Source organism: Cupriavidus sp. BIS7 (assembly GCF_000292345.1).
In the GTDB taxonomy this organism is placed as follows: domain Bacteria; phylum Pseudomonadota; class Gammaproteobacteria; order Burkholderiales; family Burkholderiaceae; genus Cupriavidus.
Window position 1 is genome coordinate 1 of the sequence record NZ_ALOU01000001.1, and the last position, 25680, is coordinate 25680.

The 25680-nt window shown below is 64.7% G+C and carries 20 protein-coding genes; 9 read left to right on the forward strand and 11 right to left on the reverse strand.

The window, feature by feature from the left end; translation table 11 throughout:
• From B552_RS0100005 to B552_RS0100025, 5 genes are all read left to right on the forward strand, one after another.
• Window positions 1–808: phospholipase D-like domain-containing protein (locus tag B552_RS0100005; protein ID WP_019446925.1), on the forward strand; the 808-nt coding region annotated here is incomplete at its 5' end.
• A 69-nt stretch (window positions 809–877) separates the two neighbouring features.
• Window positions 878–2074, forward strand: coding sequence for a sel1 repeat family protein (locus B552_RS0100010; protein ID WP_019446926.1), 1197 nt, complete (start codon window positions 878–880; stop codon window positions 2072–2074).
• Between the two features lie 70 nt (window positions 2075–2144).
• Complete coding sequence (locus B552_RS0100015) at window positions 2145–3350, forward strand: sel1 repeat family protein (RefSeq protein WP_035879194.1); 1206 nt, start codon at window positions 2145–2147, stop codon at window positions 3348–3350.
• 70 nt (window positions 3351–3420) lie between these two features.
• Window positions 3421–4614: a sel1 repeat family protein gene (locus tag B552_RS0100020; RefSeq protein WP_019446928.1), complete on the forward strand. Its 1194-nt coding sequence runs from the start codon at window positions 3421–3423 to the stop codon at window positions 4612–4614.
• Entirely contained in the window at window positions 4598–5014 is a 417-nt protein-coding gene (locus B552_RS0100025) for a hypothetical protein (RefSeq protein WP_019446929.1), read from the forward strand. The genes B552_RS0100020 and B552_RS0100025 overlap by 17 nt, the downstream gene beginning before the upstream one ends.
• 40 nt (window positions 5015–5054) lie before the next feature.
• On the opposite strand, the gene B552_RS0100030 is transcribed toward B552_RS0100025, so the two are convergent.
• Genes B552_RS0100030 through imuA form a run of 3 tightly spaced genes read right to left on the reverse strand, consistent with a single transcriptional unit; the run spans window position 5055 to window position 10892 of the window.
• Window positions 5055–8492 (reverse strand): error-prone DNA polymerase, encoded by a 3438-nt coding sequence (locus B552_RS0100030; protein ID WP_019446930.1) that lies wholly within the window; start codon window positions 8490–8492, stop codon window positions 5055–5057.
• An 11-nt stretch (window positions 8493–8503) separates the two neighbouring features.
• Entirely contained in the window at window positions 8504–10105 is a 1602-nt protein-coding gene (locus tag B552_RS0100035; RefSeq protein WP_019446931.1) for a DNA polymerase Y family protein, read from the reverse strand.
• Complete coding sequence (imuA, locus tag B552_RS0100040; RefSeq protein WP_019446932.1) at window positions 10023–10892, reverse strand: translesion DNA synthesis-associated protein ImuA; 870 nt, start codon at window positions 10890–10892, stop codon at window positions 10023–10025. The genes B552_RS0100035 and imuA overlap by 83 nt, the downstream gene beginning before the upstream one ends.
• 224 nt (window positions 10893–11116) lie before the next feature.
• Here imuA and B552_RS0100045 point away from each other — a divergent pair, with 224 nt between their 5' ends.
• Window positions 11117–11440, forward strand: coding sequence for a hypothetical protein (locus tag B552_RS0100045; RefSeq protein ID WP_019446933.1), 324 nt, complete (start codon window positions 11117–11119; stop codon window positions 11438–11440).
• 65 nt (window positions 11441–11505) lie between these two features.
• Here B552_RS0100045 and B552_RS0100050 read toward each other — a convergent pair whose 3' ends face one another.
• From B552_RS0100050 to B552_RS0100075, 6 genes are all read right to left on the reverse strand, one after another.
• On the reverse strand, window positions 11506–11880 hold the full coding sequence (locus B552_RS0100050) for a DUF2880 domain-containing protein (protein ID WP_026035138.1): 375 nt from the start codon (window positions 11878–11880) through the stop codon (window positions 11506–11508).
• 85 nt (window positions 11881–11965) lie between these two features.
• Window positions 11966–15082, reverse strand: coding sequence for an efflux RND transporter permease subunit (locus tag B552_RS0100055; protein WP_019446935.1), 3117 nt, complete (start codon window positions 15080–15082; stop codon window positions 11966–11968).
• Window positions 15083–15088: 6 nt separating this feature from the next.
• The gene (locus B552_RS0100060) at window positions 15089–16243 is read right to left on the reverse strand and encodes an efflux RND transporter periplasmic adaptor subunit (protein ID WP_019446936.1); all 1155 of its coding nucleotides are present in this window, start codon (window positions 16241–16243) and stop codon (window positions 15089–15091) included.
• A gap of 2 nt (window positions 16244–16245) precedes the next feature.
• Window positions 16246–17667 (reverse strand): TolC family protein, encoded by a 1422-nt coding sequence (locus B552_RS0100065; RefSeq protein ID WP_035879202.1) that lies wholly within the window; start codon window positions 17665–17667, stop codon window positions 16246–16248.
• Window positions 17668–17897: 230 nt separating this feature from the next.
• Complete coding sequence (locus B552_RS0100070; protein WP_237718134.1) at window positions 17898–18371, reverse strand: auxiliary protein of the heavy metal cation-transporting efflux system HmyCBA; 474 nt, start codon at window positions 18369–18371, stop codon at window positions 17898–17900.
• Window positions 18372–18540: 169 nt separating this feature from the next.
• Window positions 18541–19482, reverse strand: a complete 942-nt coding sequence (locus B552_RS0100075) for a hypothetical protein (protein ID WP_019446939.1) — start codon at window positions 19480–19482, stop codon at window positions 18541–18543.
• 432 nt (window positions 19483–19914) lie between these two features.
• Between B552_RS0100075 and B552_RS0100085 the strand changes: the two genes are divergently transcribed.
• Genes B552_RS0100085 through B552_RS0100095 form a run of 3 tightly spaced genes read left to right on the forward strand, consistent with a single transcriptional unit; the run spans window position 19915 to window position 23395 of the window.
• A complete protein-coding gene (locus tag B552_RS0100085; protein WP_019446941.1) occupies window positions 19915–21186 on the forward strand; it encodes a paraquat-inducible protein A in 1272 nt (423 codons plus the stop codon).
• Window positions 21183–22805 (forward strand): MlaD family protein, encoded by a 1623-nt coding sequence (locus B552_RS0100090; protein WP_019446942.1) that lies wholly within the window; start codon window positions 21183–21185, stop codon window positions 22803–22805. Before B552_RS0100085 ends, B552_RS0100090 begins: the two co-directional genes overlap by 4 nt.
• Complete coding sequence (locus B552_RS0100095) at window positions 22802–23395, forward strand: PqiC family protein (protein WP_019446943.1); 594 nt, start codon at window positions 22802–22804, stop codon at window positions 23393–23395. Before B552_RS0100090 ends, B552_RS0100095 begins: the two co-directional genes overlap by 4 nt.
• 43 nt (window positions 23396–23438) lie before the next feature.
• On the opposite strand, the gene B552_RS0100100 is transcribed toward B552_RS0100095, so the two are convergent.
• Together B552_RS0100100 and B552_RS0100105 are read right to left on the reverse strand one after the other, a co-directional pair.
• Window positions 23439–24164, reverse strand: a complete 726-nt coding sequence (locus B552_RS0100100; protein ID WP_026035139.1) for a hypothetical protein — start codon at window positions 24162–24164, stop codon at window positions 23439–23441.
• A gap of 80 nt (window positions 24165–24244) precedes the next feature.
• Window positions 24245–25621: an alkaline phosphatase gene (locus tag B552_RS0100105; protein ID WP_085958750.1), complete on the reverse strand. Its 1377-nt coding sequence runs from the start codon at window positions 25619–25621 to the stop codon at window positions 24245–24247.
• Window positions 25622–25680 lie beyond the last annotated feature (59 nt).

The following is a 25680-nucleotide window of genomic DNA, read 5'->3' on the forward strand; positions in this document are numbered from 1 at the left end:
GAAGATCAAGGAGGCTGCGGAAGTGCAGTTCAAAAATGGGCGTGATGCAGGCAAGCACGGCTGCATCTACCTCTTCGTGGTGACCAACTCCAGCGATGAAGGCATGGGCGATGGCACCGTCAACACCTACCGGATGCTCGATTCTCTGGGACGCGCCGAAACCATCATCGGGGTGGCGAAACTGGAACGCGCGGATCTCCGTCAGGCTGAGCTGAAGGCACAGCACAAGGAAGCGGTTGCGCAGCAGCGGCAGGCGAACGAAGCGATCCGCGGTGCGCACGAGCTCCAGCAGCATGTCGACAATGAAGCGGTCCGGACCATGCTTGCCAAGGCGCAAGACAAGCTTGAGCAGTCAAAACGACGACAGGCCGAACTTCAGGCGCAGATGAAGGAGCCACCAGAGGTCGTGGCGGTGGAGATCCCGGGGCTGAAGGTCCATATCTGCACGCTGGTGGCGCCAGACTCGCCGCCGGGCAAATGGCAGGACGTCTATATCCACTCGAAGCTGATGATCGTCGACGACGTGTTCACGACGTTGGGGTCGGCCAATATCAACACGCGCAGCATGGCAGCCGACAGCGAACTGAACATCTGCCACGAGCATGCCGCATCGACGCAGCCGCTGCGCAGGCGGTTGTGGGGGATCCATACGAATGGGAGGGGGGCGCAGGATGATCCGGCGAGGGCGTTTGAGGCTTGGGGGAAGATCATCTCGCGGAATGCGCGGAACCGAGCCAATGGACTGGCTCCGGAGTCCTCGCTGATTGAATTCCGCCGCGATGATCCAAAGCGAACAATCCGGGATTGACCCATGCGCACTTCACTAGCTCTATTACTGGCGGCCACATCGTTGGTCGCCTGTACCGAGGAAAAACCGATGCGAACCGTTCCTGATCTGGCTGCCGTCCGCGCCAATCTTGCCTTTACCTGCGTCTACGAAGCTGACCATTTGCCGCCGCTGGACCCCGTAGCCGACGAGTTGTTCAAATATGCCCGTCATCTGCAGAGGCTTCAGGGGCCGAAGGACTACGACGAAGTGGCTCGCTATTACCGGATAGCGGCCGCGCATGGTCACTACAAGGCCAATCACAATTTGCAACTACTAGTGTCGCAGGGCCAGGCATCATCGCCGCTGCCGCAGAAGGAGAGCATCGAGCTGGCAAGCCAGTTGATTGATGCGGGCATACCGTCTGGCTACTACGATATCGGCTTCTACCTGAACATTGGCTATGGACTGAAGCAGGACAAGGAGATGGCACTTCGCTACTTCCGCAAGGCGGCGGACTTGGGGAGCGCGGAGGCGCAGTTCTACGTTGGCAACCTGCTCGCTCCGCTGGACAAGGCTCCCGACATTGCCGAGCAGATGCGGCAATGCGCGACTGAACAGGGTCATGGAGAAGCCGCTTCGACATTGGCAATCAATCACTCGGTACTGGAGCACTTCCCCGAAGCGCTGGAGGCATTCCAGAAAGGCGTTACGTCGGGTAACTCGATGTCGGCGTACGCATTGAATGACGGCTTCAACGGCCCGCTTCCATCGAACAAACTCGACTACCTCGCACTCCCCTACGACCCCGAGCGCTCACAACGCTATGACGCAATCTGGAAATTCCTGGTCCGCAACGAAGGCCGCAATCCCAAGGTCCCGGACATCGATCAGATCGTACCGCTTCCCCCCGCCAAACTCCCACCGTGGGACGGCACGTTTCAATGGGAGAAGGAGCAGGCAGAGGCGGCGCCGCCAGAGAAACCGTCCGACGAACTGATCAATCGATTGTGCCGGGACAAGGGCCTCGACCCTGCGACCGGCCTGGCGCTGCCGCCACCGCCCAGGGCGGCGCTGGGCACATGCGTGAACACCGGCGAGCGTTGTCCGGAGTCGGGCCTCTGGCGGGTTCTAGGAGAAAGTGGCGCCCCATACCCCGACGCCACCTTCTATTTCACCAAGGGCAAGACGATGCCCATGTATATCTTCGCGCGGCCGCGCCTGTTCGCGCTGCTTGACCGCTGGCTGGGCCCGGATTGGGTGAGTTTTTCCGTGCAGTGGCAACTGGTTGGGTATGGCGATGCGTAGCGTGCGTAGAGGTGTTGCGCTATGCCTTCTGGTCGGATCTTCCTTGACCGGCTGTACCGAGGAAAAGCCGATGCGAACCGTTCGAACCGTTCCTGATTTGGCTACCGTCCGGGCCAATCTGGCTTTCACCTGTGTCCACGAGGCCGACCATCTGCCACCACTTGACCCCGAAGCCGACGGGCTGTTCCTGTACGCCCGCCACCTGCAGAAGCGTCAGAGCCAAAACGACTACGACGAGGCGGCCCGCTATTACCGGATCGCGGCTGCACACGGCCACTACAAGGCCAACCGCAATCTGCAACTCCTGGTGTCGCAAGGCCAAGCGTCATCGCCGCTTCCACAGAAGGAGAGCATCGAGCTAGCGAGCCAGTTAATCGATGCCGGGGTACCGTCCGGCTACTACGATATCGGCTTCTACCTGAACATTGGCTATGGACTGAAGCAGGACAAGGAGATGGCGCTGCGCTATTTCCGCAAGGCGGCAGATCTGGGAAGCGCGGAAGCGCAGTTCTACGTTGGCAACCTGCTCGCTCCGCTGGACAAGGCTCCCGATATTGCCAAGCAGATGCGCGAGTGTGCGACTGCGCAAGGCCATGGGGAAGCCGCTTCGACATTGGGAGTCAATCATTCGGTGCTGGAGCACTTCCCCGAAGCCGTAAAGGCATTTCAGAAGGGTACGATGGCGGGTAACTCGATGTCTGCCTCATTACTTGGGAAGGGTTTCAATGGACCTCCAGAGTCCAACAGAATCCACTATCTCGCACTACCCTACGACCCCGAACGCTCACAGCGCTACAAGGCAATCTGGGAATTCCTGATCCGCAACGAAGGCGGCAACCCCAAGGTCCCGGACATCGACCAGATCGTCCCGCTGCCCCCCGCCAAGCTCCCCACGTGGGACGGCACGTTCCAATGGGAGAAGGAGCAGGCAGAGGCGGTGCCGCCAGAGAAGCCGTCCGACGAACTGATCCGCCGATTGAGCCGGGACAAGGGCCTTGACCCCGCTTCGGGTCTGCCCCTGCCGCCACCGCCCAAGGCGGCGCTTGGCACATGCGTGAGCACCGGCGAGCGTTGTCCGGAGTCGGGCCTTTGGCGGGTTTTAGGAGAAAGTGGCGCCCCATACCCCGACGCCCCCATATATTTCAGCAAGGGCAACACGATGCCCGTGTATGTCTTCGCGCGGCCGCGCCTGTTCGCGCTGCTTGACCGCTGGCTGGGCCCGGATTGGGTGAGTAATCCCGTGCAGTGGCAACTGGTGGGATATGACGATGCGTAGCGTGCGTAGAGTTGTTGCGATAGGCCTTCTGGCCGGATTTTCCTTGACCGGCTGTTCCAAGGAGAATCCGTTGCCCAAGTTGCCAGACCTTGCCGAGGTACGCGCCAACCTCGCGTTCACATGTGTCCGCGAAGCTGATCACCTGCCACCGCTCGATCCGGAGGCCGATCAACTGTTCCAATACGGCCGCTACCTGCAGAAACGCAAGGGGCCGAAAGACTTTGATGAAATCGTGCGGTACTACCGCATTGCCGCCGCGCATGGCCACTACCAAGCTAACCACAACGCGCAGCTGCTGGTGTCGCGGGGAAAGACCAAATCGCCCTATGCGATGCGTGAGTCGATCGACTGGGCCACGCAACTGGTGGAGCAGGACGTGCCAATGGGGTACTACGACGTCGGCCATTATCTGAAACTCGGTTACGGCTTCAAGCAGAACGAGGACATGGCGCTTCGCTATATCCGTAAGGCGGCGGACATGGGAAACCCCGATGCGCAGTACTACGTTGGCGAGATGCTGGCACCGGCGTCCATGGCACCGGACATTGCACGCCAGATGCGGCGCTGTGCGGCAGAGCAAGGGCATGGGAAAGCGGCCAATACGCTTGGCGTGGACCTTCAAAATGACAAGCATTATCAAGAAGCGGTACAGGCTTTTCAGTTAGGGGCGGCTGCGGGCCACAGTACGTCAGCGTACTACTTGAAGCATGCATTCAAGGCGCCTCCCCCCTCCGACGAACTCAACTACCTCGCTCTTCCAAACGATCCTGAGCGCGCAGAACGCTACGAGCAGATCTGGCGTTTTCTCGTCAAAAACGAGTCTTACAACCCCAAGCTCCCCGACATCGACCAGATCGTTCCGCTGCCGCCGGCCGAACTCCCTCCCTGGGACGGCACGTTCCAATGGCAGAAGGAGCAGGAGCAGATTCCCGAGCAGCCCTCGGAAGCGTTGATGGAAAAGCTGGCCAAGGGCAGGAATCTCGATCCTGCCCTTGGCCTGGCCCTGCCGCCACCGCCCAGGGCGGCGCTGGGCACATGCGTGAACACCGGCGAGCGTTGTCCGGAGTCGGGCCTATGGCGGGCGTTAAGGGAGAGTGGCGCCCCATACCTCGACGCCACCTTCTATTTCAGCAAGGGCAAGACGATGCCCGTGTATATCTTCGCGCGGCCGCGCCTGTTCGCGCTGCTTGACCGCTGGCTGGGCCCGGATTGGGTGAGTAATCCCGTGCAGTGGCAACTGGTGGGCTATGACGATCAAGTTTGAGCGCCACATGAGAATCATCCTGGCACAGATGAAGCGAGCGAGGTTTGCCGCGTTGCTTTGCCTGCTACCGCAGACAAGCAAAGCGGCCGTGGGCGACCTCGGCGCGGTTGCTATCGCAGCATTAACGATATACGCGGCACTCTGGGTTTCTGTAACCCTCGCGGTGTTCTTGTTGTTGCGGCGAAAGCTGTCGTTGGCCAAGTGTTCTGGTTGGTCAATGCTGTTCCTGATTTTGCTAGTGCCGGCGCTAGATGTATTCATGGGATGTGCAGCGGCATTGGATCAGCGCAGTACCTACAGGACGGAGTACACGCGCGAGCCGTTGACAGTGTATGGCGTCGATTCGGTAGGCGTGATTGGCACGTCAGGCGCCGGTCCTCTCCCCCGCCCCTCTCCATAAATGGGAGAGGGGCGGAAACCAATGGCATCGCCCAACCCCCTCAATGAAAATCCCGACTCCCCACCAACAACCTGCCCAGTAACGAACTCAAGTCCACCAGTTCATCCGCCACCAGGTGCTTGACCTCGCCCTGTCGTTGCCACGTGCCGATCACGCCGAGCAGCGTGGCGCCTAGTACTTCCTTGCGCTGACGCTCCACCAGGTCCGGCCAGATGATCACGTTGACGGCGCCGGTTTCATCTTCGATCGACGTGAAGATCGTGCCGCTGGCCGTCGATGGCCGTTGGCGCACGGTCACGATGCCGCAGGCGCGCACGCGGCGGCCATTGGCGCAGCGTGCAAGCTGCTGCGCCGTGACGAACCGGAGCGCGCTGAGCCTGCGGCGCAGCAGCGTCAGCGGATGGCATTTCAGCGATAGACCCAGGCTGGCGTAGTCGGCGGCCACGTCCTCGCCGATCCTTGGTTCGGGCAACTCCAATGCCTGCTCCTGCGGCGGGGCATCGTGCAGCAGGTCGCGATGCGCGGTCTGCACCGCGGCGCCGCGCGCGTGCCAGCGTGCCTGGCGGCGATGCCCTGCGAGCGATACCAGCGCATCGGCCGCGGCCAGCACGTCGATATCGTGCCGGTCCAGCGCCGCGCGGCGCGCAAGGTCCTCCACGCTGTCGAACGGACGGGCCATGCGTGCCGCTTCAATCCGCAGCGCGGCGTCCTCGCGCATGCCTTTCACGCGATTCATACCCAGTCGCACGTCGCGGAAACGCTGGCCAGGCCGCTGCGGTTCCAGCGTGCTCTCCCAGTTGCTGATCGTCACGTCCACCGGCTGCGCCATCACGCCGTGGCGACGCGCATCCTGCACCAGTTGCGATGGCGAATAGAAGCCCATTGGCTGGCTGTTGAGCAGCGCGCACAGGAACGCATCGGGGTAGTGGCACTTGATCCAGGCACTGACGTAAACGAGCTTGGCGAAGCTGGCCGCGTGGCTTTCCGGAAAGCCATACTCGCCAAACCCCTCGATCTGCTTGCAGATGGCCAGCGCGAACGATTCGGGATAGCCGCGCGTGGTCAGCGCGCGCACCAGCGCGTCCTGGTGCTTCTTGAGATCGCCACGACGACGCCATGCCGCCATCGAACGCCGCAATTGATCGGCCTGCCCCGGCGTGAAGCCGGCTGCGTCGATCGCCAACTGCATCACCTGCTCCTGGAAGATCGGCACGCCCAGCGTGCGGCCCAGCACGCGGCGGATCACGTCGTTGAAGTAGGTTGGCAGCTTGCCGGTGAGACGCAACGCTTCGCGCCGCTTCAGGTATGGATGCACCATGCCGCCCTGGATCGGCCCCGGCCGCACGATGGCCACTTCGACCACGAGGTCGTAGTACTGGCGCGGTTGCAGCCGCGGCAGCATCGACTGCTGCGCGCGCGATTCGATCTGGAAGACGCCGACCGTGTCGGCCTTGCAGATCATCTCGTAGGTGTGGTCGTCGGTTTCGGGCAGGTCCTCCATGCGCGTAGGCAGCCCGGCCCGCTCGGGCTCGGGATTCGGGACCATTGTCAGCGCGCGGCGGATCGCAGTCAGCATGCCCAGCGCGAGCACATCCACCTTCAACAGGCCCAGCGATTCGAGATCGTCCTTGTCCCACTGGATCACGCTGCGGTTTTCCATCGCCGCGTTCTCGATCGGCACGAGCCGCGACAGCTTGTGCCGCGCAATCACGAAGCCGCCCACGTGTTGGGACAGATGCCGGGGAAAGCCGCGTAGCTGCTCGGTCAGGCTGGCCCATTGCTGCACGGTGACCGAATCGGGGTCCAGCCCGTAACGCGAGATGCGCTCGATGAAGGCCGCCCCGCCATCCCACCACGCCTGCCCCTTGACCACCTGCTCCACCACGCTGGCGTCGATGCCGAGCGCACGCCCCACGTCGCGCAATGCGCTGCGCGAGCGGTATGTAATCAGCGACGCGGCCAGCGCGGCGCGATGGCGCCCGTACTTGCCATAGATGTACTGGATGACCTCCTCGCGCCGCTGGTGCTCGAAATCAACATCGATATCGGGCGGTTCGTCACGCTCGCGCGACAGGAACCGGCCAAACAACAGGTTGGCCTGTTCCGGGCTGACCTCGGTGATATGAAGGCAGTAGCAGACCAGTGAGTTGGCTGCCGATCCGCGCCCCTGGCACAGGATGCCGCGCTCACGCGCAAAGCGGACGATATCGTGCACGGTCAGGAAGAACGGCTCGTAGTGCTTCTCCTCGATCAGTTCGAGTTCGCCCTTGAGCTGCGCTTCCCATTCGGGTTCCATGCCATGCGGAAACCGTTCGGTGATGCCGCGCTCTACCTCGCGGCGCAGATAGCTGATTGGCGTTTCGCCGTCGGGCACGAGTTCCTCGGGATACTCGTAGCGCAGCGTGTCGAGCGAAAAGCGGCACTGGTCCGCGATCTTCAGCGTCTGCGCCAGCGCCTCGCGCGGATAGAGCCGCGACAGCACCTGCCGCATACGCAGATGTGCCTCGGCATTCGGGGCAAGGGCCATGCCGCAAGCGGGCAACGGCTGGCCAATGCGGATCGCGGTCAGCACATCGGCCAGCGGCTTGCGCGAGCGCACATGCATATTGACCGCGCCGGCCGCCACCAGCGGCACGCCGGTCTCGGCCGAAACCGCCTGCAGGCGCGATCGATGCAATGCTTCGGCATGGCCTTGCAGCAGTTCCAGCGCCATCCACGCACGATCGCCGAACGTTGCGCGGCACCAGTGCGCCTGCGCGCGCAGGGTATCGATGTCCGCGCAGTAATCGGGCAGCAGGATCGCCAGGCAATCGGGCATGCCGTACAGATGGGCCTGCGCAGGCTGCGGATCGGCGATGTCGGACGGATACAGCAGATAGCTGCCCTTCTCGGCGCGCGTGCGGCCCAGCGTGATGAACTCGCTCAGATTGCCGAAGCCTTCGCGATTCTTCGCCAGCAGCACCAGCCGCAGCGGCGGCGTTGTATCCGCCGGCGCCGTCGTCAGCACGAAGCGGCTGCCGATAACCAGGTTGAACGCATCGGCAGCGGCGGCGCGCGCTTCGAGCATGCGGTGGCGGCGCGCGGCGGCATCCGGGTCCCTGTCCGCTTCCGGGTCCGGGTCGTCGTCGAAATCATCGGGCGACAGCGCATCCTCGTCGTCCTCCTCGAGATCAAACGCCGGCAGCTCCTCAATCTCGTCGATGTCGCCAGCCGCCTGTCCCGCAGCCAGGTGCCGGGCGCTGCGCGCCACCGCTTCCCACATGTCCTCACGCAGCACCTTGATTGCATGATGCGCGCGCGCGGTGCCGGCCACCGAGCATTCGTCGGTCAGCGCCAGCCCGCTGTAGCCAAGCTGGAAAGCACGCGCGATCAGTTCCTGCGGATGCGAGGCGCCGTTCAGGAACGTGAAATTGGAAATGCAGTGCAGCTCGACATAGTCGGGCAGCGACGGCAACAGCGAAGACAGGCCGGGCAACACGGGCAAATCCTTCAGGCAAACAGACCATGCAGGAACCAGCGGTATTCGCCGCCGTCCTCCTGCCCGTCACGCGTGGGGCGCCCCGGGCGCTCGCGATAGACCCAGCAGCGCAACCCGTCGCCACGCTCCGCGATGAAGTAATCGCGCGTGGCCAGACCGCCGTCCCACCAGCCGGCCTCGATGCGCTCGGGGCGCGTCAGCATCACCAGCGGGCCGTCATGAACGGGGCGATGCTTCTGCACGCGCAGCGGCAGCGGTGCTTCCAGCAGCCACAGCGGCCGCTCGGGAGGCACCGTGCCGGTTGCGGTGCCACGTGGCGGCTTCTCGTCGATGGGCATCCACCGATTGGCACACTCGGGCCGATGATCGGCCAGCGGATGCGGCTGCAGCACGTTGTCGCGCCCGAGCCGCGCCACCAGCGTATCGAGCAGCCGGCCCAGTTCGGCGGGTTCGGCACCGGGCTCCGGAAACAGCGAATCGCTTTGCGGCACGCAGGTTTCCATCGCCTCCACACGCAGCGCGAGGCCGCCGACAGGCGCATGGAAGCGGATCTTGTCGAGCTTTTCGCGCAGCAGCTTCGACAGGTGCACGGGATCGCGGCTCGGTTGCGCCAGCCCAAGCGGCACCGGCGTGCTGTCGGTGTCTTCGCCCAGCCGATAGCGTTCATGTTCGAGCACCAGCACGCAGCGCGTCACGCCGGCCTGCTGCACGGCCAGCCAGCCCGACAGCGCCAGCAGCAGCCGCTGCGCACCGGCCAGCACGCCGTCGGCGGACTCCACGCGGCCCGGCAACTCCATGCGCTGCGCAAACATCGGCGGGGCTTCGAACCATGAGAAACCGGCCGGCGCCTGGCCATAGGCCTGGTCTAGCCGCGCCAGCAGTTCCGTGCCGATACGGCGCGACAGCCCTGCGCGCGGCAGACGGCGCACCTGTCCCAGCGTGCGGCAGCCGATGCCTTCCAGCCATTCCGGATCGGCCAGCACATGCAGGCAATCAACGGGCAGCCGGTCCAGCAGGCGCATCATGCGTGCAGCCTGTACCGCCCGGCGCGCGGGCCTGACGATGCCGTGCGATGTCTTGCGCAACGGCTGGCGTGCAAGCCACGCGGCACCCTGCGCCGTGGTGCCACAGCCGATCTGTGCGAACGTGCCCAGTTGCCGCACGCGTGCGCGAATCGCCCGGCACAACGCGCGATGACCACCGAACAGGCGCAGGCTGGCGGTCACGTCGAGCATCACCGTGGCCGATTCGGGTTCCGGATCGATCGTCACGGCCGGCGTGAAATGCAGCAGCGTCAGTGCGGCCGATGTCATCAACGCGGCCTCTGCCGCAAGATCGCGGTCAAGCTGCACCACGTCCGCTGACAACGCCTGCACGCCACCGCGCCGCATGCCATGGCACACACCCAGCGCCATGGCTGGCGCATTGGCCAGCACCACGCGCTCATGCTCCACTACCGCCACCGGCAGCGCCCGTTGCAACGTGGCGGTGGCGGTAGCGGTGGCGTTGACGGGCTGCGCACCGGCAGGCTCAGGCCAGTTCGGCTGCAGCGCGTCCAGCGGCAGGCGCGGCAGGTGCACCGCGATCCAGCAAGTCGGAAGCATCGGGAACATGATGATCGGCGCCTGCCGGGACGGCAGGTGTGGGCACCGCAGGCGCACCCGCGCTCCGCGGCACATGGGCCATGCCTTCCAGCGGCAGCAGCAACGGCGTGTCGCGTGCGGGGCCGCGCCGCTTGTGAAAGACGATCGACAGCAGATTGCCGGGCAACGGCGACAACGCCAGCCGCAGCGTGGCAGGCGACGATTCGTGCAGCACACGGATCGGGCGCAACACCCACACCACGGTATCGCCGGCCTGCGCCAGCACCTGCAGACGCCGCAGCGCCTCCGGACGCGCGCCAGCCAGCCAGACCAGCACCGCGCCGAACGCCTGACTGCGCAGCATCTGCTCCGCAGCCCATAGCATGTCCGCACGGCGCGACGCAATCGTCGCGCCGGCCGGCGGGCGCACCCAATAGAGCTGGCGCGCGGGCAGGCGGCCATCGGCCAGTCCTGCCGCATTGGGCAGATACGGCGGATTGACGAAACCGATGCGACGCCCCGCGGCAGCCAGCGTACGCAGCGCCGGCATCAGCAGGCGCAACTCGCCCGCGCCGTCCTGGGCCAGCAGCAGTTCGGTCACGGCGCCGGCGGGCCAGCCGCCGCCTGGCAGTTCCGCCGTCAGCGCGTCATAGCCGGTGGGACACACGGGCAGGCGGCCGGCACGGCCAAGCTGCCCCGCGCGCCACAGCCCGGGGTAGCGGTGCTCGAGTTCGCTCACCGACGCGCGGTGTACGGGGATGGGGGGCGCATGGTCCGCCGCCGCTGCCGGCGGCATCGCATGCGATGACACTGTCATGGTGTTGATCCGGGACGCGCAACGATTGGCGCATCCCTCATATTTTCTCGAATACTGTATGTTTATACAGTATCGAGGCGGATGCAAGGGGCCGGTGAAAATGTGCGCCGTTCAGCGCCTGAAACACGTGACTGTCAGCTAACTGCCACGGATTCGCGTGCAGGATTGCAAACAAATGTCATGCCCGATTGTGCAGTCCGGGGCAGGTACGGAAAATGCCCGCTATGAAACGGAATACGCGCGAATGCGTGCATATGCTGATCGAGGGCCTGCAGCGCCACGGCCCGCTGCGCCGTGATGCGCTTGCCGACGCGTGTGGTCTCTCCCCCGAGGAAACCACGCGCGCGCTGAAGGCAGCGCGCCAGATGAGCGTGGTCGATCACGTGCCCTACGGTCCCGGCACGTTGCCCGCGGCCGTCTTTTACCAGCTCACCGGCCGTCAACTCCCGGCGGCGCGCAAGAGCACGCGCGTACCGCCCGCGCCCGACGACCGCTTTCAGCCGCTGCTGGAAGCGTGGTGGAACAGCAGCGAACTGGATCGCGCGTAGGCAGCCCTGAGCGGACGCAGGCGGCCAGCAAGAGCCCGCCGCCGAAGCGGGCGCCGATGAACAGGCTACTGGGGCAGTCGCACCTTCGGCACGATGAACTGGTTGCCCGGGGCGCGCATCACGTCGCACTGGGCATCGCCCTTGCGGGCCTGCCCGGACTTGTCGACATATTCAATGTTGCCAACCACGCTGTAGACGTCCTCGGCCACGCGGCGGGTGGTGCCGCGCATCCAGTGGAACTGGTCGGGATTCGGCATCGCGGCCTTGACCGCGTTCATGCAGGCGACGGGCGCCTCAGGCGCTTCGGGCTTGCCGCCGCGCTGGCCCAGTTCGATATTGACGGGCGCCTCGGCCGGGGATGCGGGCGGCGCGGCCATCGCCGCCATCGGTAGCGTGGTCACTGCAAGCGCCGCCAGCATGCGGCGCACTTGGGTCATCATGGTGTGAACTCCAAACAAAACGGCCGGCACGCGCGTTGCATACCGGCCGGTCGCCATTGTACTGGCTTGGAAATTCAAGGTTGCCTTACACCGACATGTCGCGCGGCTCCGGTTTGCGGTCATCGAACCAGCGATACAGCGTGGGCACCATGACCAGCGTCAGCAGCGTCGACGTGATCAGGCCACCGATCACCACCACCGCCAGCGGGCGCTGCACCTCCGAGCCCGGCCCCGTCGAGAACAGGAACGGCACCAGGCCCAGCATCGCAATCGTCGCGGTCATCATCACCGGGCGGAACCGCTGCGTGGCGCCACGCACCACCGCGTTGCGCAGTGACATGCCGGATTCGCGCAACGTGCGGATGTACGACACCAGCACCACGCCGTTCAGCACCGCCATGCCCCACAGCGCGATAAAGCCCACCGACGCCGGCACGGACAGGTACTCGCCCGTGACGAACAGCCCGATGATGCCGCCGATCGATGCAAACGGCAGCACCGTGATGATCAGCGTGGCATAGCGCAGCGAGTTGAACAGCAGGAACAGCAGGAAAAAGATCGCGGCGATCGTGATCGGCACGATGATCTTCAGGTGGCCCATTGCGCGCTCCATGTTCTGGAACTGGCCGCCCCACTCGAAGTAATAGCCTTCGGGCAGCTTGACCTTGCTCTCGGTGGCTGCCTGCAGTTCGGCCACGAAGCCGCCAAGGTCCCGATCCTTCACGTTGATCATCACCACCACGCGGCGCTTGGCCATTTCGCGGCTGATCTGCGCGGGGCCGTCGGTGACCTCGATCTTTGCCACGCTCTGCAGCGGCACCTGAACGCCGTCTGGCGCCGACACCAGCAACTGGCGAATCTCCTGCACGTTGCTGCGGAATTCCTCTGGCAGGCGCACGGCCGCCGCAAAGCGGCGCTCGCCCTCGAAGATATCCGTGGCGCGCTTGCCGCCGATGGCGATCTCGATGATGTCGTGGATGTCGGAAACGTTCAGCCCGTAGCGCGCAATCGCCTGACGGTCGATCTCGATCGACAGGTACTGCTGGCCCGATATCCGTTCGATACGGATGTCCTGCGACCCCTGGATGCCGCCCGCCACGCGCGCGATCTGGCCAGCCAGGTCGCGCAACTTGTCCAGATCGTCGCCGAAGATTTTCACAGCCACGTCAGAACGCACGCCGCTGACCATTTCGTCCACGCGATCCGAGATCGGCTGCGCCATCACGATCTGCACGCCCGGAATGGCCTTGAGCTTGTCGCGGATGGCGTTGGCGATATCGTCCTGGGTCCATCCGTCCGGCCACTCGTCGCGATCCTTGAGGCTGGCGATCGGCGTCGATTCGTTCTGGCCCTGCGGGTCGGCCGGGCTTTCGCCACGGCCCACGCCAGACACCACGGACTTCACGCCCGGCACCTGCAGCACCAGCTTGTTGGCCTCCTTCTCGAGCTTGATCGATTCCTCCAGCGAGATGTTCGGCACGCGGTCGATGGCCGGCACGATCGATCCTTCCTTCATTTCCGGAATGAACGAGGTACCAAGCAACGGCACGATCATCAGCGTGGCAACGAACACCCCCACCGCCGACAGCACGGTCTTCCTGCTGTTGGCCAGCGCCCAGTGCAGCATGCGCAGGTAGTAGCGCTTCATGAACGCAATGATGCGCGTGTCATGTTCGGCGCCACCCTTGAGCAGGTACGACGACAGCACCGGCGACAGCGTCAGCGACAGGAACAGCGAGATCGCCAGCGCAATCGAGATCGTGAATGCCAGCGGCGCGAACATCTTGCCTTCCATGCCGGAGAGCGTCATCAGCGGCAGGAACACCAGGATGATGATGCCCACACCCACGATCACCGGCGTGGCCACTTCCTGCACGGCCTTGACCAGCACCTGCGTGCGCGTCATGCCGGTCTTGTCCGCGTGGCCAAGCCGTTCGAACGCGTTTTCGACCACCACCACCGATCCATCCACCATCAGCCCGATGGCGATGGCCAGCCCGCCCAGCGACATCAGGTTGGCCGATAGCCCCACCTGGTTCATCACCATGAACGTCAGCAATGGCGTCAGCACCAGCGTGGCCAGCACGATCACCGATGAACGCACGTCGCCCAGGAACAGGAACAGCACGATCACTACCAGCACCACGCCTTCCAGCAGCACCTTGGTGACGGTCCACAGTGCGGAATCCACCAGTTCGCTACGGTCGTAGTACGGCACGATCTGCAGCTTGCCCGGCAGCATGCCGCGCTCGTTGATCTCCGCCACACGCGCCTTGACGCGGCTCACCACTTCCTTGGCATTGCCGCCGCGCATCATCATCACGATGCCGCCCACGGCCTCGGTCTCACCGTTCTTGACCAGCGCACCCTGCCGGACCTCATGGCCGATGGTCACCTGCGCCACATCGCGCAGGTAGACCGGCGTACCGCCGATCTCCTTGAGCACGATGCTGCCAATGTCGTCGACGCCCTTGGCCAGGCCCACGCCGCGGATCAGGTACTGTTCCGCGTAGTGCGGCAGCACGCCGCCACCGGAGTTGGCGTTGTTGCGCGCCAGCGCCTGATAGACCTGCTGGATGTTGATGTCGTAATGGCGCATCCGCTCCGGGTTGACCAGCGCCTGGTACTGCCGCACAAAGCCGCCCTGCGAGTTGATTTCCGCCACACCGGGGATCGACCGCAGCATCGGCCGCACCACCCAGTCCTGCACGATGCGGCGCTCGGACAGTTCCTCCTGCGTCAGTTCCCGGTTGCCATCGTCGGCGCGGTCCAGCGTGTACTGGTAGACCTCGCCCAGGCCCGTGGACACGGGCCCAAGCACCGGCGTCACGCCCTCTGGCATGCGGCCGGACACCTCGATCAGCCGCTCCATGACGAGCTGCCGCGCGAAATAGACGTCGGTCTTGTCCGTGAACACAAGCGTGATCAGCGACAGGCCCGCCTTGTTCAGCGAGCGCATCTCCTCGAGTCCGGGCAGGCCCGTCATCGACATCTCGATCGGCACCGTGACAAAGCGCTCCACTTCCTCGGGCGAACGGCCGGTTGCCTCCGTGGCGATCTGCACCTGGACGTTGGTCACGTCCGGGAACGCGTCGACAGACAGCTTTCCCGCCGCGCGCAGACCGAAGAAGAACAGCACCACCGCAATCACGCACACCACCAGCCGCTGCTTGATCGCGGCTTCCACAAGCGATGTCATCATGGCCGCTTACCCCTGTTCCAGGCGCTTGCGCTCATTGTCGAGGTGGAATGCGCCTTCCACCACCACGCGGTCACCGGCCTTGATGCCGCCCTGCACCACGCGCATGCCGTCGCTCTCGGCACCCAGCTTCACCTTGGTCAGGCGGAATTGGCCATCTCCGGTTTCCACGTAGACCTGCTCATCGTTGCCATCGCGCACCACGGCCGAGCCGGGCACCACCAGTTGCTCAACGGGCTTGGCCGCAATCAGCATGGTGGCCAGCATGGCGGGCTTGAGGCGGCCTTCCTTGTTCTCCAGTTCGGTACGGACCAGCACCGTGCGAGACTGCGGGTTCACGGTGCGGCCCACGTAGATCAGCTTGCCCGTGATGCGGCCATTGCTGTTGGCCAGCGACGGCACCTCGATATCGACACTCTGCCCTTCAGCCACCTGCGCGGCCTGCTGCTCAGGCACTTCTGCCACAACCCAGACGCGCGACAGATCGGCCACCGTGTACAGCGCATCGGCAGGCTGCACCACCTGGCCCTGCGCCACGCTGCGCTCCACCACCGTGCCGCTGATGCTGGAGAACACCGGCGAATACGAATCGATGCTGCCGTTCTTCGCCAGCGCCGAAATCGCCGCGGCAGACATACCCAGCACGCGCAGTTGATCGCGATACGCGCGCATCTCGGCGGCGGCAATCGCGTACTCGCTTTCGCGGCGCTGCAGTTCCGCACGGCCGATCACATCGGCGGCGAACAGTTGCCGCGCGCGCTCCGCGTTGCGGGCCTGCAGCGTGTTCTGCGCTTCGGCCTTCAGGAAGGCCATCTGCGCGGCGCCCAGTTCGCTGCTGTGCAGGCGCGCCAGCACCTGGCCGGCCTTGACCTCCTGGCCGAGCACGGCATAAAGGTCTGTCACGCGCCCGGTCACGCTGGCGCCGATGCGCGAAACGCGCTGTTCGTCGAAGTCGATACGGCCCGCCACGCGCAGCATCTCGCTGAACGGGGACGCGGTAACCGGCACCACCTTGAGCGTGCGCTTCAGGTTGCCTTCGGGCTTGACGATGCCCGGCGGAAGCTTAGGGGTTTCGGCCGCCGGGGCGGGGTCATCGGAACAGCCGGCCAGCGACAGCATCATCACTGCGGCGGCGGCAAGGGAAAGTAGAAATTGGGGGCGCATGTTCAGTTCAGATTCGGGGCAACGGGCATGGACGGCATGGTGGACGCGGGGGCATTGACGCCCGGCGTGGCCGACATGAGCTTTTCAATCTGGATGGCGGCGACCTGCAGTTCGTACTGCGCGGCAATCAGCTCGCTGCGCGCGCTGCGCAGCACGCGTTGCGCATCGAGGTAGTCGAGAATGCCGCGCTCGCCGAACCGATAGGCGGATTCGGCCACGCCAAGCGCGGACTCGGCCTCGCGCACGATGCCGGATTCGAGCGCCGTCACCTGTGCCTGGCTGATTTCGTACTGGCGGTACGCGGTATCTAGCTCCTGCATCAGTTCGAACTCGCGTGCCTCCAGCGCGGTACGGGCCTGCGTGGCCTGCGCCGTGGCTTCGCCCACCGGGCCGCTGCGGCGGTCCCAGAGCGGAATCGTCATGACCAGGCCGATCTGCGAGACATTGTTGTCGGGCTGCCGGTCGGTGCTGGCGCGCACGGCCACTTCGGGCCAGCGCAGCGCGCGCTGGTAGTCCACGCCCAGCTTTGCGCGCTCCAGTTCGCTGCGGCGCTGGGTCAGTTCGGCATTGCTGGCCTGCAGCGTGTCGTGCAGCGCCGCCAGCGGCGGCACCTCGGGCGCACGGCCCAGTTCGCCGTTCAGCGCAAAGCGCACCGGCATGCCGCCACCCACCTGCTGACGCAGCGCGGCCTTGGCCTGATCGACGCGAAGCTCTGCCGTCTGCAGCGTCTTCTGCGCGGCCAGCAGTTCCGTATCAGCCTTGATCAGCTCATAGCGCGGCGCCTCTCCAACGCCCACGCGCACCTTCGCGCGCTCCTGGATCTGGCGCATCATGTTCAGGTCCTCGCGCGCGGCGGCCAGCTCGGTTTCGCGGCGCAGCACCTGGTAATACGACGTTTTCACGCGCGCGGCCAGGTCGCTGCGGAAGCCCTGGCGCATCGCCTCCGATGCCTCCAGGCCGCGCCCGGCCATCTGCTCGCGCAGGTTGCGCTGGTTCGGATAGTCGAACTTCTGGACGATCGCGTAGGACGGCGCGTTGCCGCTGACCACGCCAGGCTGCTTGCCGGATACGCGGCCATACATCATTTCCACCTGCGGGTTCGGATAGGCACGGGCACTGGTGATGGCGGACGTGGCGGCATCCACATTGGCCTGCGCGGCTTCCACGCCTTTGTTGGTCGATTGCGCCAGTTGCAGCAACTGCGGCAGATCGAACGTATCGGGGGCTGGCGTGGTGGCGCGCGGCATGGCTGTAGCGGCAGGCTTGGCCGCCTGCATAGGGGCCGATGGGGCCGATGGGGCCGATGAGGCCGATGAGGCAGCTCCGGTCGCCGTGGCACTGACCGGCACGGGCTGCGCGGCCCAGGCCTGCGCTGTCATCAGCGACAGCGACGCGGCCCAAGTCAACGATTTCTTGGTCTTCATGTCGGAATCAATCGAGCAATACGACTGCCCGGCGCCCATGCGCGGCTTTCGCCACGCGGCCGGCATCAACCGGCATCAATCGGCATCAACCGGCGGCAGGCATCGTGCCGCGACGTTCAGCGTCGCGGATGCATGGGAGCTCAGGGGCAATGAGGGCGCACCGCCGGTGCAGTCAGCACGGGCGGCAGCCGGGGGCGCGATCAGGCGCTATCAGGCGCGATCAAGCGCGATCAGGCGAGTCGTCTGGGCGGCCGGAACAGGCCGTCGGAGTGAAATTTGCCGCGTGCCGTGGGCATGGGCACCACGGTATCGATGGACTGGGCCAACTGGAATTCGGGAAGGACAAAAAACGCGCTGGTCTCATCGACCGCATCGAACAGATCGGGCGGGTCCAGCAGATCGGCCGACCAGATATTGCAGTAGCCCGGCGGCGGGCCGTCGTCGAACTCGTCATCGGCGCCGAAATCGGCGTCACCGGGCAGAACAAGCTGCGTCAATTCCTCGCCGGTGGCGAGCATCGCGTCATAGTCCGGCGCAGTTTCGGCCACCACAGCGGCCCCGGCAACCTTTGCCGATTCCACCTGCGGCACGGCCGCGCGCACGTTCGCGGCTGCCGAGAACGACAGCGCGGACAGGCACAGGGCAGTCAGCAGGAAGAGGAAAAAACGCATCGGGTTGGGGGCGATATATCGGGTAGCAGCCACATCGGCCTGCCAGGTATCCAGCGTGCGGGATCTCCCGGCCGATTGTCACGGTTGCAGCGCGGCATTGTAACCGACCGCAACAATGGACCCGCCCGGGGGCGGCAAGTTCCTTTGGCGTGGCGGGGTATCCACGTCCGCGTACGCAGGCTGCCGGTGCCACGGTTCACGTTCAGAAGCTGATCGCCAAGCCCAATGAAGCGCCCGACACGTTATTGCCGAACACGTACCGGATGACCGTACGGACGCGTGTGACATAGACCTCATGGGCGCTGGTGTCCAGTTCCAGGCCGACGCCGACCGAGGTCAGGCGGCTGAAACCCAGCGCGCCGGCCTCGCTGCCCAGGTATTGGGAATGGGAGAACTCAAGCACGTAACGCACGGGCCGGTCCAGCGCCATCAGGCTGGTTGGCGCGCGCCAGCGTGCATACAGCGTGGCGACCTGCGCCGACGCCGAGCCTTCCACTGCCTGGGAAGAGCCGCCAAAGCTCTGCAGATGGATATTCGTATATCGCAGGTTCACGTCGGCTTCGTAGGTGTCGCGGCGACGCTCCCAGTCCAGCATCAGGGAACCGCCTATCCCCCACGCGTTCAGCGCACCGTGCTCGAGGAAGTCGATGACCTGCCCGGCAATTCGCCCGACATCGGTTCTCGCACTGTTGACATTGCTGGTTACGGATCCCAGCGAGACATTGAAGATCGGACGCAACACCAGTTCGCCGTCGGCAGTCAGCGGGAAATCCCAGCCGATGCCGCCCGTGCCGGAAACGGTGTTCCAGCTGGTCGGCACCGACAGCGACTCACCGCCATTCGTGGCGAGAAACTTGGGGTCGTAGTGGCTGTAGGCGATAGCGCCTTCCAGGTACAGCGGAAACGACCGGCTGACGGTAAAGCCGCCAGTGAGCTGCGACAGCTGGACCCCGGGATTGCCTGACTGGGCATTGCTGATGGACAGCGAACTCGAGGTCAGGTCCGGCACGACGGAGTACGCCATGATGGCAAGGACGCCGTTGGCGCGTTGTTGCACATTGGCGCCGATAACGTTGAACGACGACACGGCGTTTGACTGCTGCGGCGTCTGGGCCTGGGCCGGGGGCAGTGCGAAGAGGGACATCGCCGCGAGCGCCACGGTCGGAAGGTAAGACTTGCGCCACGCATGCGGCGGACAATCGCGATCCGGTCCTGGAGTACGCCACGACATGCGCCCTCCCGTTGTTGTCGTGGATGATTTCGCGGCGGCGCCTGAAAGCCTGAGTGAGACCAGGGAATGCCGGGCCAAGAATCCATTGAACAACATTTTTGCCGCACAGCCCAGTGCCGCCGTCGAGGCATTGGCGCTGATCTCTGACGTGCCGCGCCAACTGGACCAAGGTCCCATACCCCATCGACACCCTGCTTGATACTCTTAGTCGAGGTGGCTCCCGCGAGCCGCGCGTGGCTTGACGCCTGTGCAAAACGGAATGTGCCCGGACAACCACTCCGGCACCGACGATGGCGATGGGCGAAAAAAGGTCGTCAAGGCTGAATTCGTTACGGAGGTGGCGCCATGACCCACACCGATCTGATCGCCTGCCCTGAATGCGACCTGCTCCAGCGCTGCGCGCATGTCCCGGCCAATGGTGTGCTGCGCTGTTGCCGTTGCGATGCCGAGCTTTCCCGCAACCGGCCCGACGGTATCCCACGGGCGCTGGCTCTTGGGCTGGGCGCCGTCGTGCTGCTTGCCATCTCCAACCTCTACCCCATCGTCGGCCTCTCGGTCAGCGGCACGCTTGTGCAGACGACGCTGGCCGGCGCAGTCCGGGTGCTGTTCCACGGTGGAATGTGGCCGCTTGCAGCGCTGGTCCTTGTCACCACGATCGTTATGCCCATCATGCAGACCGCGTGCATGCTGTGGATCGTGCTGCCGCTGCGCCTGGGCCACAAGCCCTGGCATGCCGCGCTGGTACTGCGTCTTTGTCATCAGGCGCAATCATGGGGAATGACCGAAGTGCTGATCCTTGGCCTGCTGGTGGCACTGGTCAAGCTGTCCCATATCGCAGCCGTCGTACCCGGAGTTGCACTGTGGTCGTTCGGCGCGCTGATGCTGGTGCTTGCGGCGGCCAACTCGGCCTTTGATCCGCACGCATTGTGGGCGCGCTTCGGCACGGTCCGCGCGCCCAGCGGCAGCATCCCTCACATTGACAGGCAAATGGCGGCCGGTGGTGTCACCGCCGCGCGGTGTGGCCTGATGCTATGCAACGAGTGCGGGCTGCTGACCCGTGCGCCCACTCATGGTTACGCGGTTGCCTGCCCGCGATGCGGTGCCACGATGCACAGCAGAAAGCCTTCCGCGATTTCGCGTACGTGGGCGTTGCTGATCTCTGCCATGGTGCTGTACATCCCTGCCAATGCCCTGCCGGTGATGTACACGAGTTCCCTGTTCGGCGCGCAGAATGACACTATCCTGAGTGGCGTCGTGTACCTGTGGACATCAGGATCCTGGTCGCTGTCGATCGTGGTCTTCATTGCAAGCATCGCCGTGCCGATGCTCAAGATCATTGCCCTTTGGTACCTGGTGCTTTCGACGCAATTTCATTCCACAGCGGCACCCAAACGGCGCACTCGCATCTATCGCGCGGTCGAATTCGTCGGGCGCTGGTCCATGCTCGACATCTACGTGATTACCGTCCTCGTGGCGCTGGTGCAGTTCAAGGCGCTGGCCACCATCCAGGCGGGCCCCGCTGCCATCGCCTTCGGGGCAGTGGTGGTGTTGACCATGTTCGCTGCGATGTCCTTCGACCCGCGGCTGATCTGGGATGAACTGGAGCGCCAATCATGACCGGCCCCGAACAAGACCCCGAGACCCCGGACTTTCCGGAGGCCGTTGCCACGCCTGCGCACCGCTCGCGATTGCGCATGCAGTTGGTATGGCTGGTACCGATCGTCGCCGTACTGATCGGCGGATGGCTGGCGGTAAAGGCCGTGATCGAGCAGGGGCCACAGATCACCATTACCTTCAAGACCGGAGAGGGGCTGGAAGCCGGCAAAACGAAAATCAAGTTCAAGGACGTCGATATTGGCATCGTCAAATCGGTCGCGCTCTCTCAGGACAGCAAGCGCGTCGTCGTCACCGCCGACATCGCCAAGGACGCGGGGCGCCTGCTGGTCGACAACACGCGCTTCTGGGTGGTGCGCCCACGGATCTCCGGCGGGTCCGTCTCTGGTCTGGGCACATTGCTGTCCGGCTCGTACATCGCCTCCGACACGGGCAACGCAACGAAGACGCGCCACGATTTCGTCGGGCTGGAAACACCGCCGGCATTCACGAGCGATGTGCCGGGCCGCGAGTTCCTGCTGAAAAGCGAGGACGTGGGATCGCTCGATGTCGGCTCCCCTGTCTTCTTTCGCCGCCTGCAGGTTGGAGAGATCACGGCGTACAACCTCGATTCTGACGGCCGGGGCGTGACGCTACACGTCTTCATTAATGCGCCGTACGACCAGTTCGTTCAGACGGGCAGCCGTTTCTGGCATGCCAGCGGCGTCGACGTGTCGCTCGACACAGGTGGCCTGCGCATCAGCACGCAATCGCTGGTCTCCATCCTGGTTGGCGGTATCGCGTTCGAGACCCCGGAAGATTCGCTGGCTCAGCCTGCTGCTGCCACCAACACGACGTTTGCGCTGTTTCATGACCGCACCAATGCGATGAAGCGCCAGGACCGGATCGTTCACAAATATACCGTGGCCTTCGGGGAATCGGTGCGCGGCCTGGCCATCGGCGCGCCGGTCGAATTCCGGGGGATCGTGATTGGCGAGGTCACGGCCATCCATACACGCTACAACCCCGCCACGCGCAAGTTCAGCATCCCCGTGGACATCAACTTCTATCCCGAGCGGTTCACATCGCGTTACCGTGCGGGCGGCGATGGCGGTGTTTCGGAAAACCCGCACGAACTCGGCGATTTGCTTGTCGAGCAAGGGCTGCGCATGCAGCTGAGAACCGGCAACCTGCTCACCGGGCAGCTCTATATCGCGCTGGACTTTTTTCCCAACGCGCCCAAGTCCAAGATCGACTGGAGCCACAATCCGCCGGAATTTCCGTCCATGCAGGGCGATCTGCAGTCTCTGCAGCAATCGTTGACGCGTGTGGTGGCGCAACTGAACAGCATCCCGTTCGGACCGATCGGCCAGAACACGAAGGACATGCTGCGCAATGCCACCTCGCTGCTGACGCGGCTTGACAGCGAGATCGTGCCCCAGGCGCGCGACACGCTGGTCTCCGCCCACACCGCGCTCGACTCCGCCAACACCACGCTGGGCCCGGACTCCACGCTGCAGCAGAACACCTCGGACGCCATGAAGGAACTCGCGCGTACCGCCGCCGCGCTGCGGTCACTTGCCGACTATCTTGAGCGGCATCCCGAAGCGGTGGTTCGCGGAAAGAAGGAGGAACAGCCATGAAGCGACCCGCGCGGCTGACGGCTGCCGCTTTCCTTGTTGCCCTGCTGGCAGCCTGCAGCTCGCCATCGTCACGCTTCTACACGCTGAATTCGGACACCACGCCCGATCCGGCGGCTGCGGCTGCGGCTACGCCGGTCAGCATCGTCGTGGGGCCAGTTACGATCCCCGATCTCGTCGACCGGCCACAGATCGTGACGCGGGTTTCGACCAACGAAGTCAAGGTCAATGAATTCGCACGTTGGGCCGACTCGCTCAAGACGAATATTGCCCGGGTGATCGCCGCGGACCTGAGGACGCAATTGGCCACCGACCAGGTGACCGTGCTCGGCGTCGGCGCCAATTCTGCGCCAGCCTGGCGCGTCCGCGTGGATGTGACGCGCTTCGAATCCGAGCCAGCGGTTGCGGTGTCGATCGATGCCATGTGGACCGTGCAGCCGCCTGGCAAGCAGGCACCGATCACGGGGCGATCGGCCGTGCGCGAGCCCGTGACCGGCGACGGCATCGATGCGCTCGTCTCGGCGCACAGTCGTGCGCTTGCCTCCGTCAGCCGCGATATCGCCGCAACCATTCGCGCGCGCGCGACGCAGTGATGCGATCGGCCAGCCATCGCGGCCGATCCGTTCGCTCTACATTTCAATCGAGAAGGTCGGCGTAGTCGCCCTGTGCATAGCCACGCGTACGCGACCACGGCGCGTTCGCCGACGGTGTCACCGCCGTGACGCGCGTGATCTTCTTCTGCGTGCCGCTGGCATTGAGCGACTGCACCAGCCGCGGATACTGGCCGGCGATATCCCATTGCACCGTCACGCGGTCGTCACCACGGCGGGCCGTGTATTCCTGTACGCCGTCGCGAGCCGGGCCGTTCGCCTTCATGGTCTTCAGCAGCGCGGGATCGAGCAGGTGGCTGGCTGCCGCCCAAGATCCGTCGAAGCCGATGTTGCCGTAATCGCCCGGGCGCACCTCGAAAGTCTTGCGCATCTCGTCGCTGACCAGCCGCACCGTCAGGTTGCCATCCGGCTTGCGTTCGATCCAGCGCGCAGCCGTAGACATGTCCAGGTGCTTGTGGCCCTTGTTGTCGCCCTTTTCGCCCTTCTCGCCCTTGGCGTGCTCCGCCTCGTCGTGTGCGTGGCGCGTGCCTTGCGGCAGTTCGCGCTCGATCCAGACCGTATCGCCGCTGCGGTAGACGCGCTCGCCAAATGACACGTCACGCTTCACGCCGTCCTTGCCCAGCGCGGACAGTTCGTGCTGCACACGCAGCGCAAGCGGTTTGGCCGCATCCGCGGCGAATGCCGCTGTCGAGGCACAGGCCGCCAGGGCCACCAGGGCCACCGCGACGAGGGTACGGATCGCATGCTTCATGTTCATCAAAACCGTTCAGAAAGTAAAAAGCGCACGCCGGAGAACCGGCGTGCGTAAGAGCGGAAATACCTGACGCGCGATTACAGACCCGCCGCCGACTTCACCACGCCGAACACCTTGGTGTTGTCCAGCGTGCCCTTCAGCGGCGCGCTGCCCGGGCCCGTGGAGAACAGCATCACGTCGCCCCCGCCGTGCGTTTCCGCACCCGGGGTGCCCAGGTTCACGCCGACTTCCTGCAGGTAGTCGACGGCCTGGGTATCGACCAGCGAAGGATCGTCACGCGTGGCCTTGCGCGGCGTGCCGCCATTGCCGAACACCAGCGTGGTGTACGGCTTGCCATCCGCCGCAAGCGCAGTCTTTTTCGTCTTGTAGTCGGTTGCCGTGGCCAGGATCGGGTTACCGCGGTGCGAGTAGCCGTTGATCGTCATCGTGTGATCGTGGTCGGCAGTCACAACGATGAGCGTGTTCGACAGGTCTACCAGCGACAGTGCGCGCTTGATGGCGTCGTCGAAGGCGATGGTGTCTTCCAGGGCCTTCTTTGCATTGGTGCCGTGGAGCGCGTGGTCGATCCGGCCGCCTTCGACCATCAGGAAGTAGCCATTGCCGTTCTTCGACAGCAACTCTATCGCCTTGGCGGTCATCTCGGCCAGGCTCGGCTGGGTGGCGCCCTCGCCCTTGCCCGCCGCACGGTCGATCTCGTACTCCATGTGGCTGGACGAGCTGAACAGGCCGATCAGCTTGGTGCCATTGGCCTGCAGCATCTGGGCACGCGTCGACGCCACGGTATAACCCAGGCCGCCAAGCTCAGCCGTCAGGTCGCGGCCGTCGGCGCGGCCCTTCTTGTTGGTCGTGGCGTCGTACGGCGTCCAGTGGTTGCGGCCGCCGCCCATCAGTACGTCCACGCCGTTGCCAAGTGCCGTGTTGAAGCCCAGGCCACCCGGCACCGCTTGCGCAGCGATGTCGTATTGCGCGTCGCGGTGGCAAATGTGGGAGTACGTTGCGGCAGGCGTGGCGTGCGTCAGCTCGGTCGTGGTGATGGCGCCCACGGCCTTGCCGCGTGCCTTGGCCAGTTCCAGTAGCGTCGGCACAGAGTGGCCATTGGTCGGCACGCAGTTGTTGATGGTCTTGTTGCCGTTGCCGTCCACGCTCGGCGGCTTCGCGGCCGTGTCCGAAGACATCGAGATGACCTCGTTGTTCATCTTGACGCCGGTCATGTAGGCCGCCATCGACGGCGCGCTGTCGGTGGTCTGCGCGTCGTTCGAGAAAGTCTTGATACGTGCGGTGCGCTTGAGCGACTCCATCGTCAGCGAGCCAGATTCGCCGTACTTGTAGATGCGCGAGGCAGTGACGGTGGCCGGGCCCATGCCGTCGCCCAGGAAGAAGATGACGTTCTTGGCCTCGCCGGCGGCTTGCGCCGGCAGGGTCAGGCAGGCGCTGGCAGCCGCGGCCGCCAGCATTCCGATACGGGTGGTGAGTTTCATGTCGATATTCCGTTATGCGGTGATGGCGGGTTGGC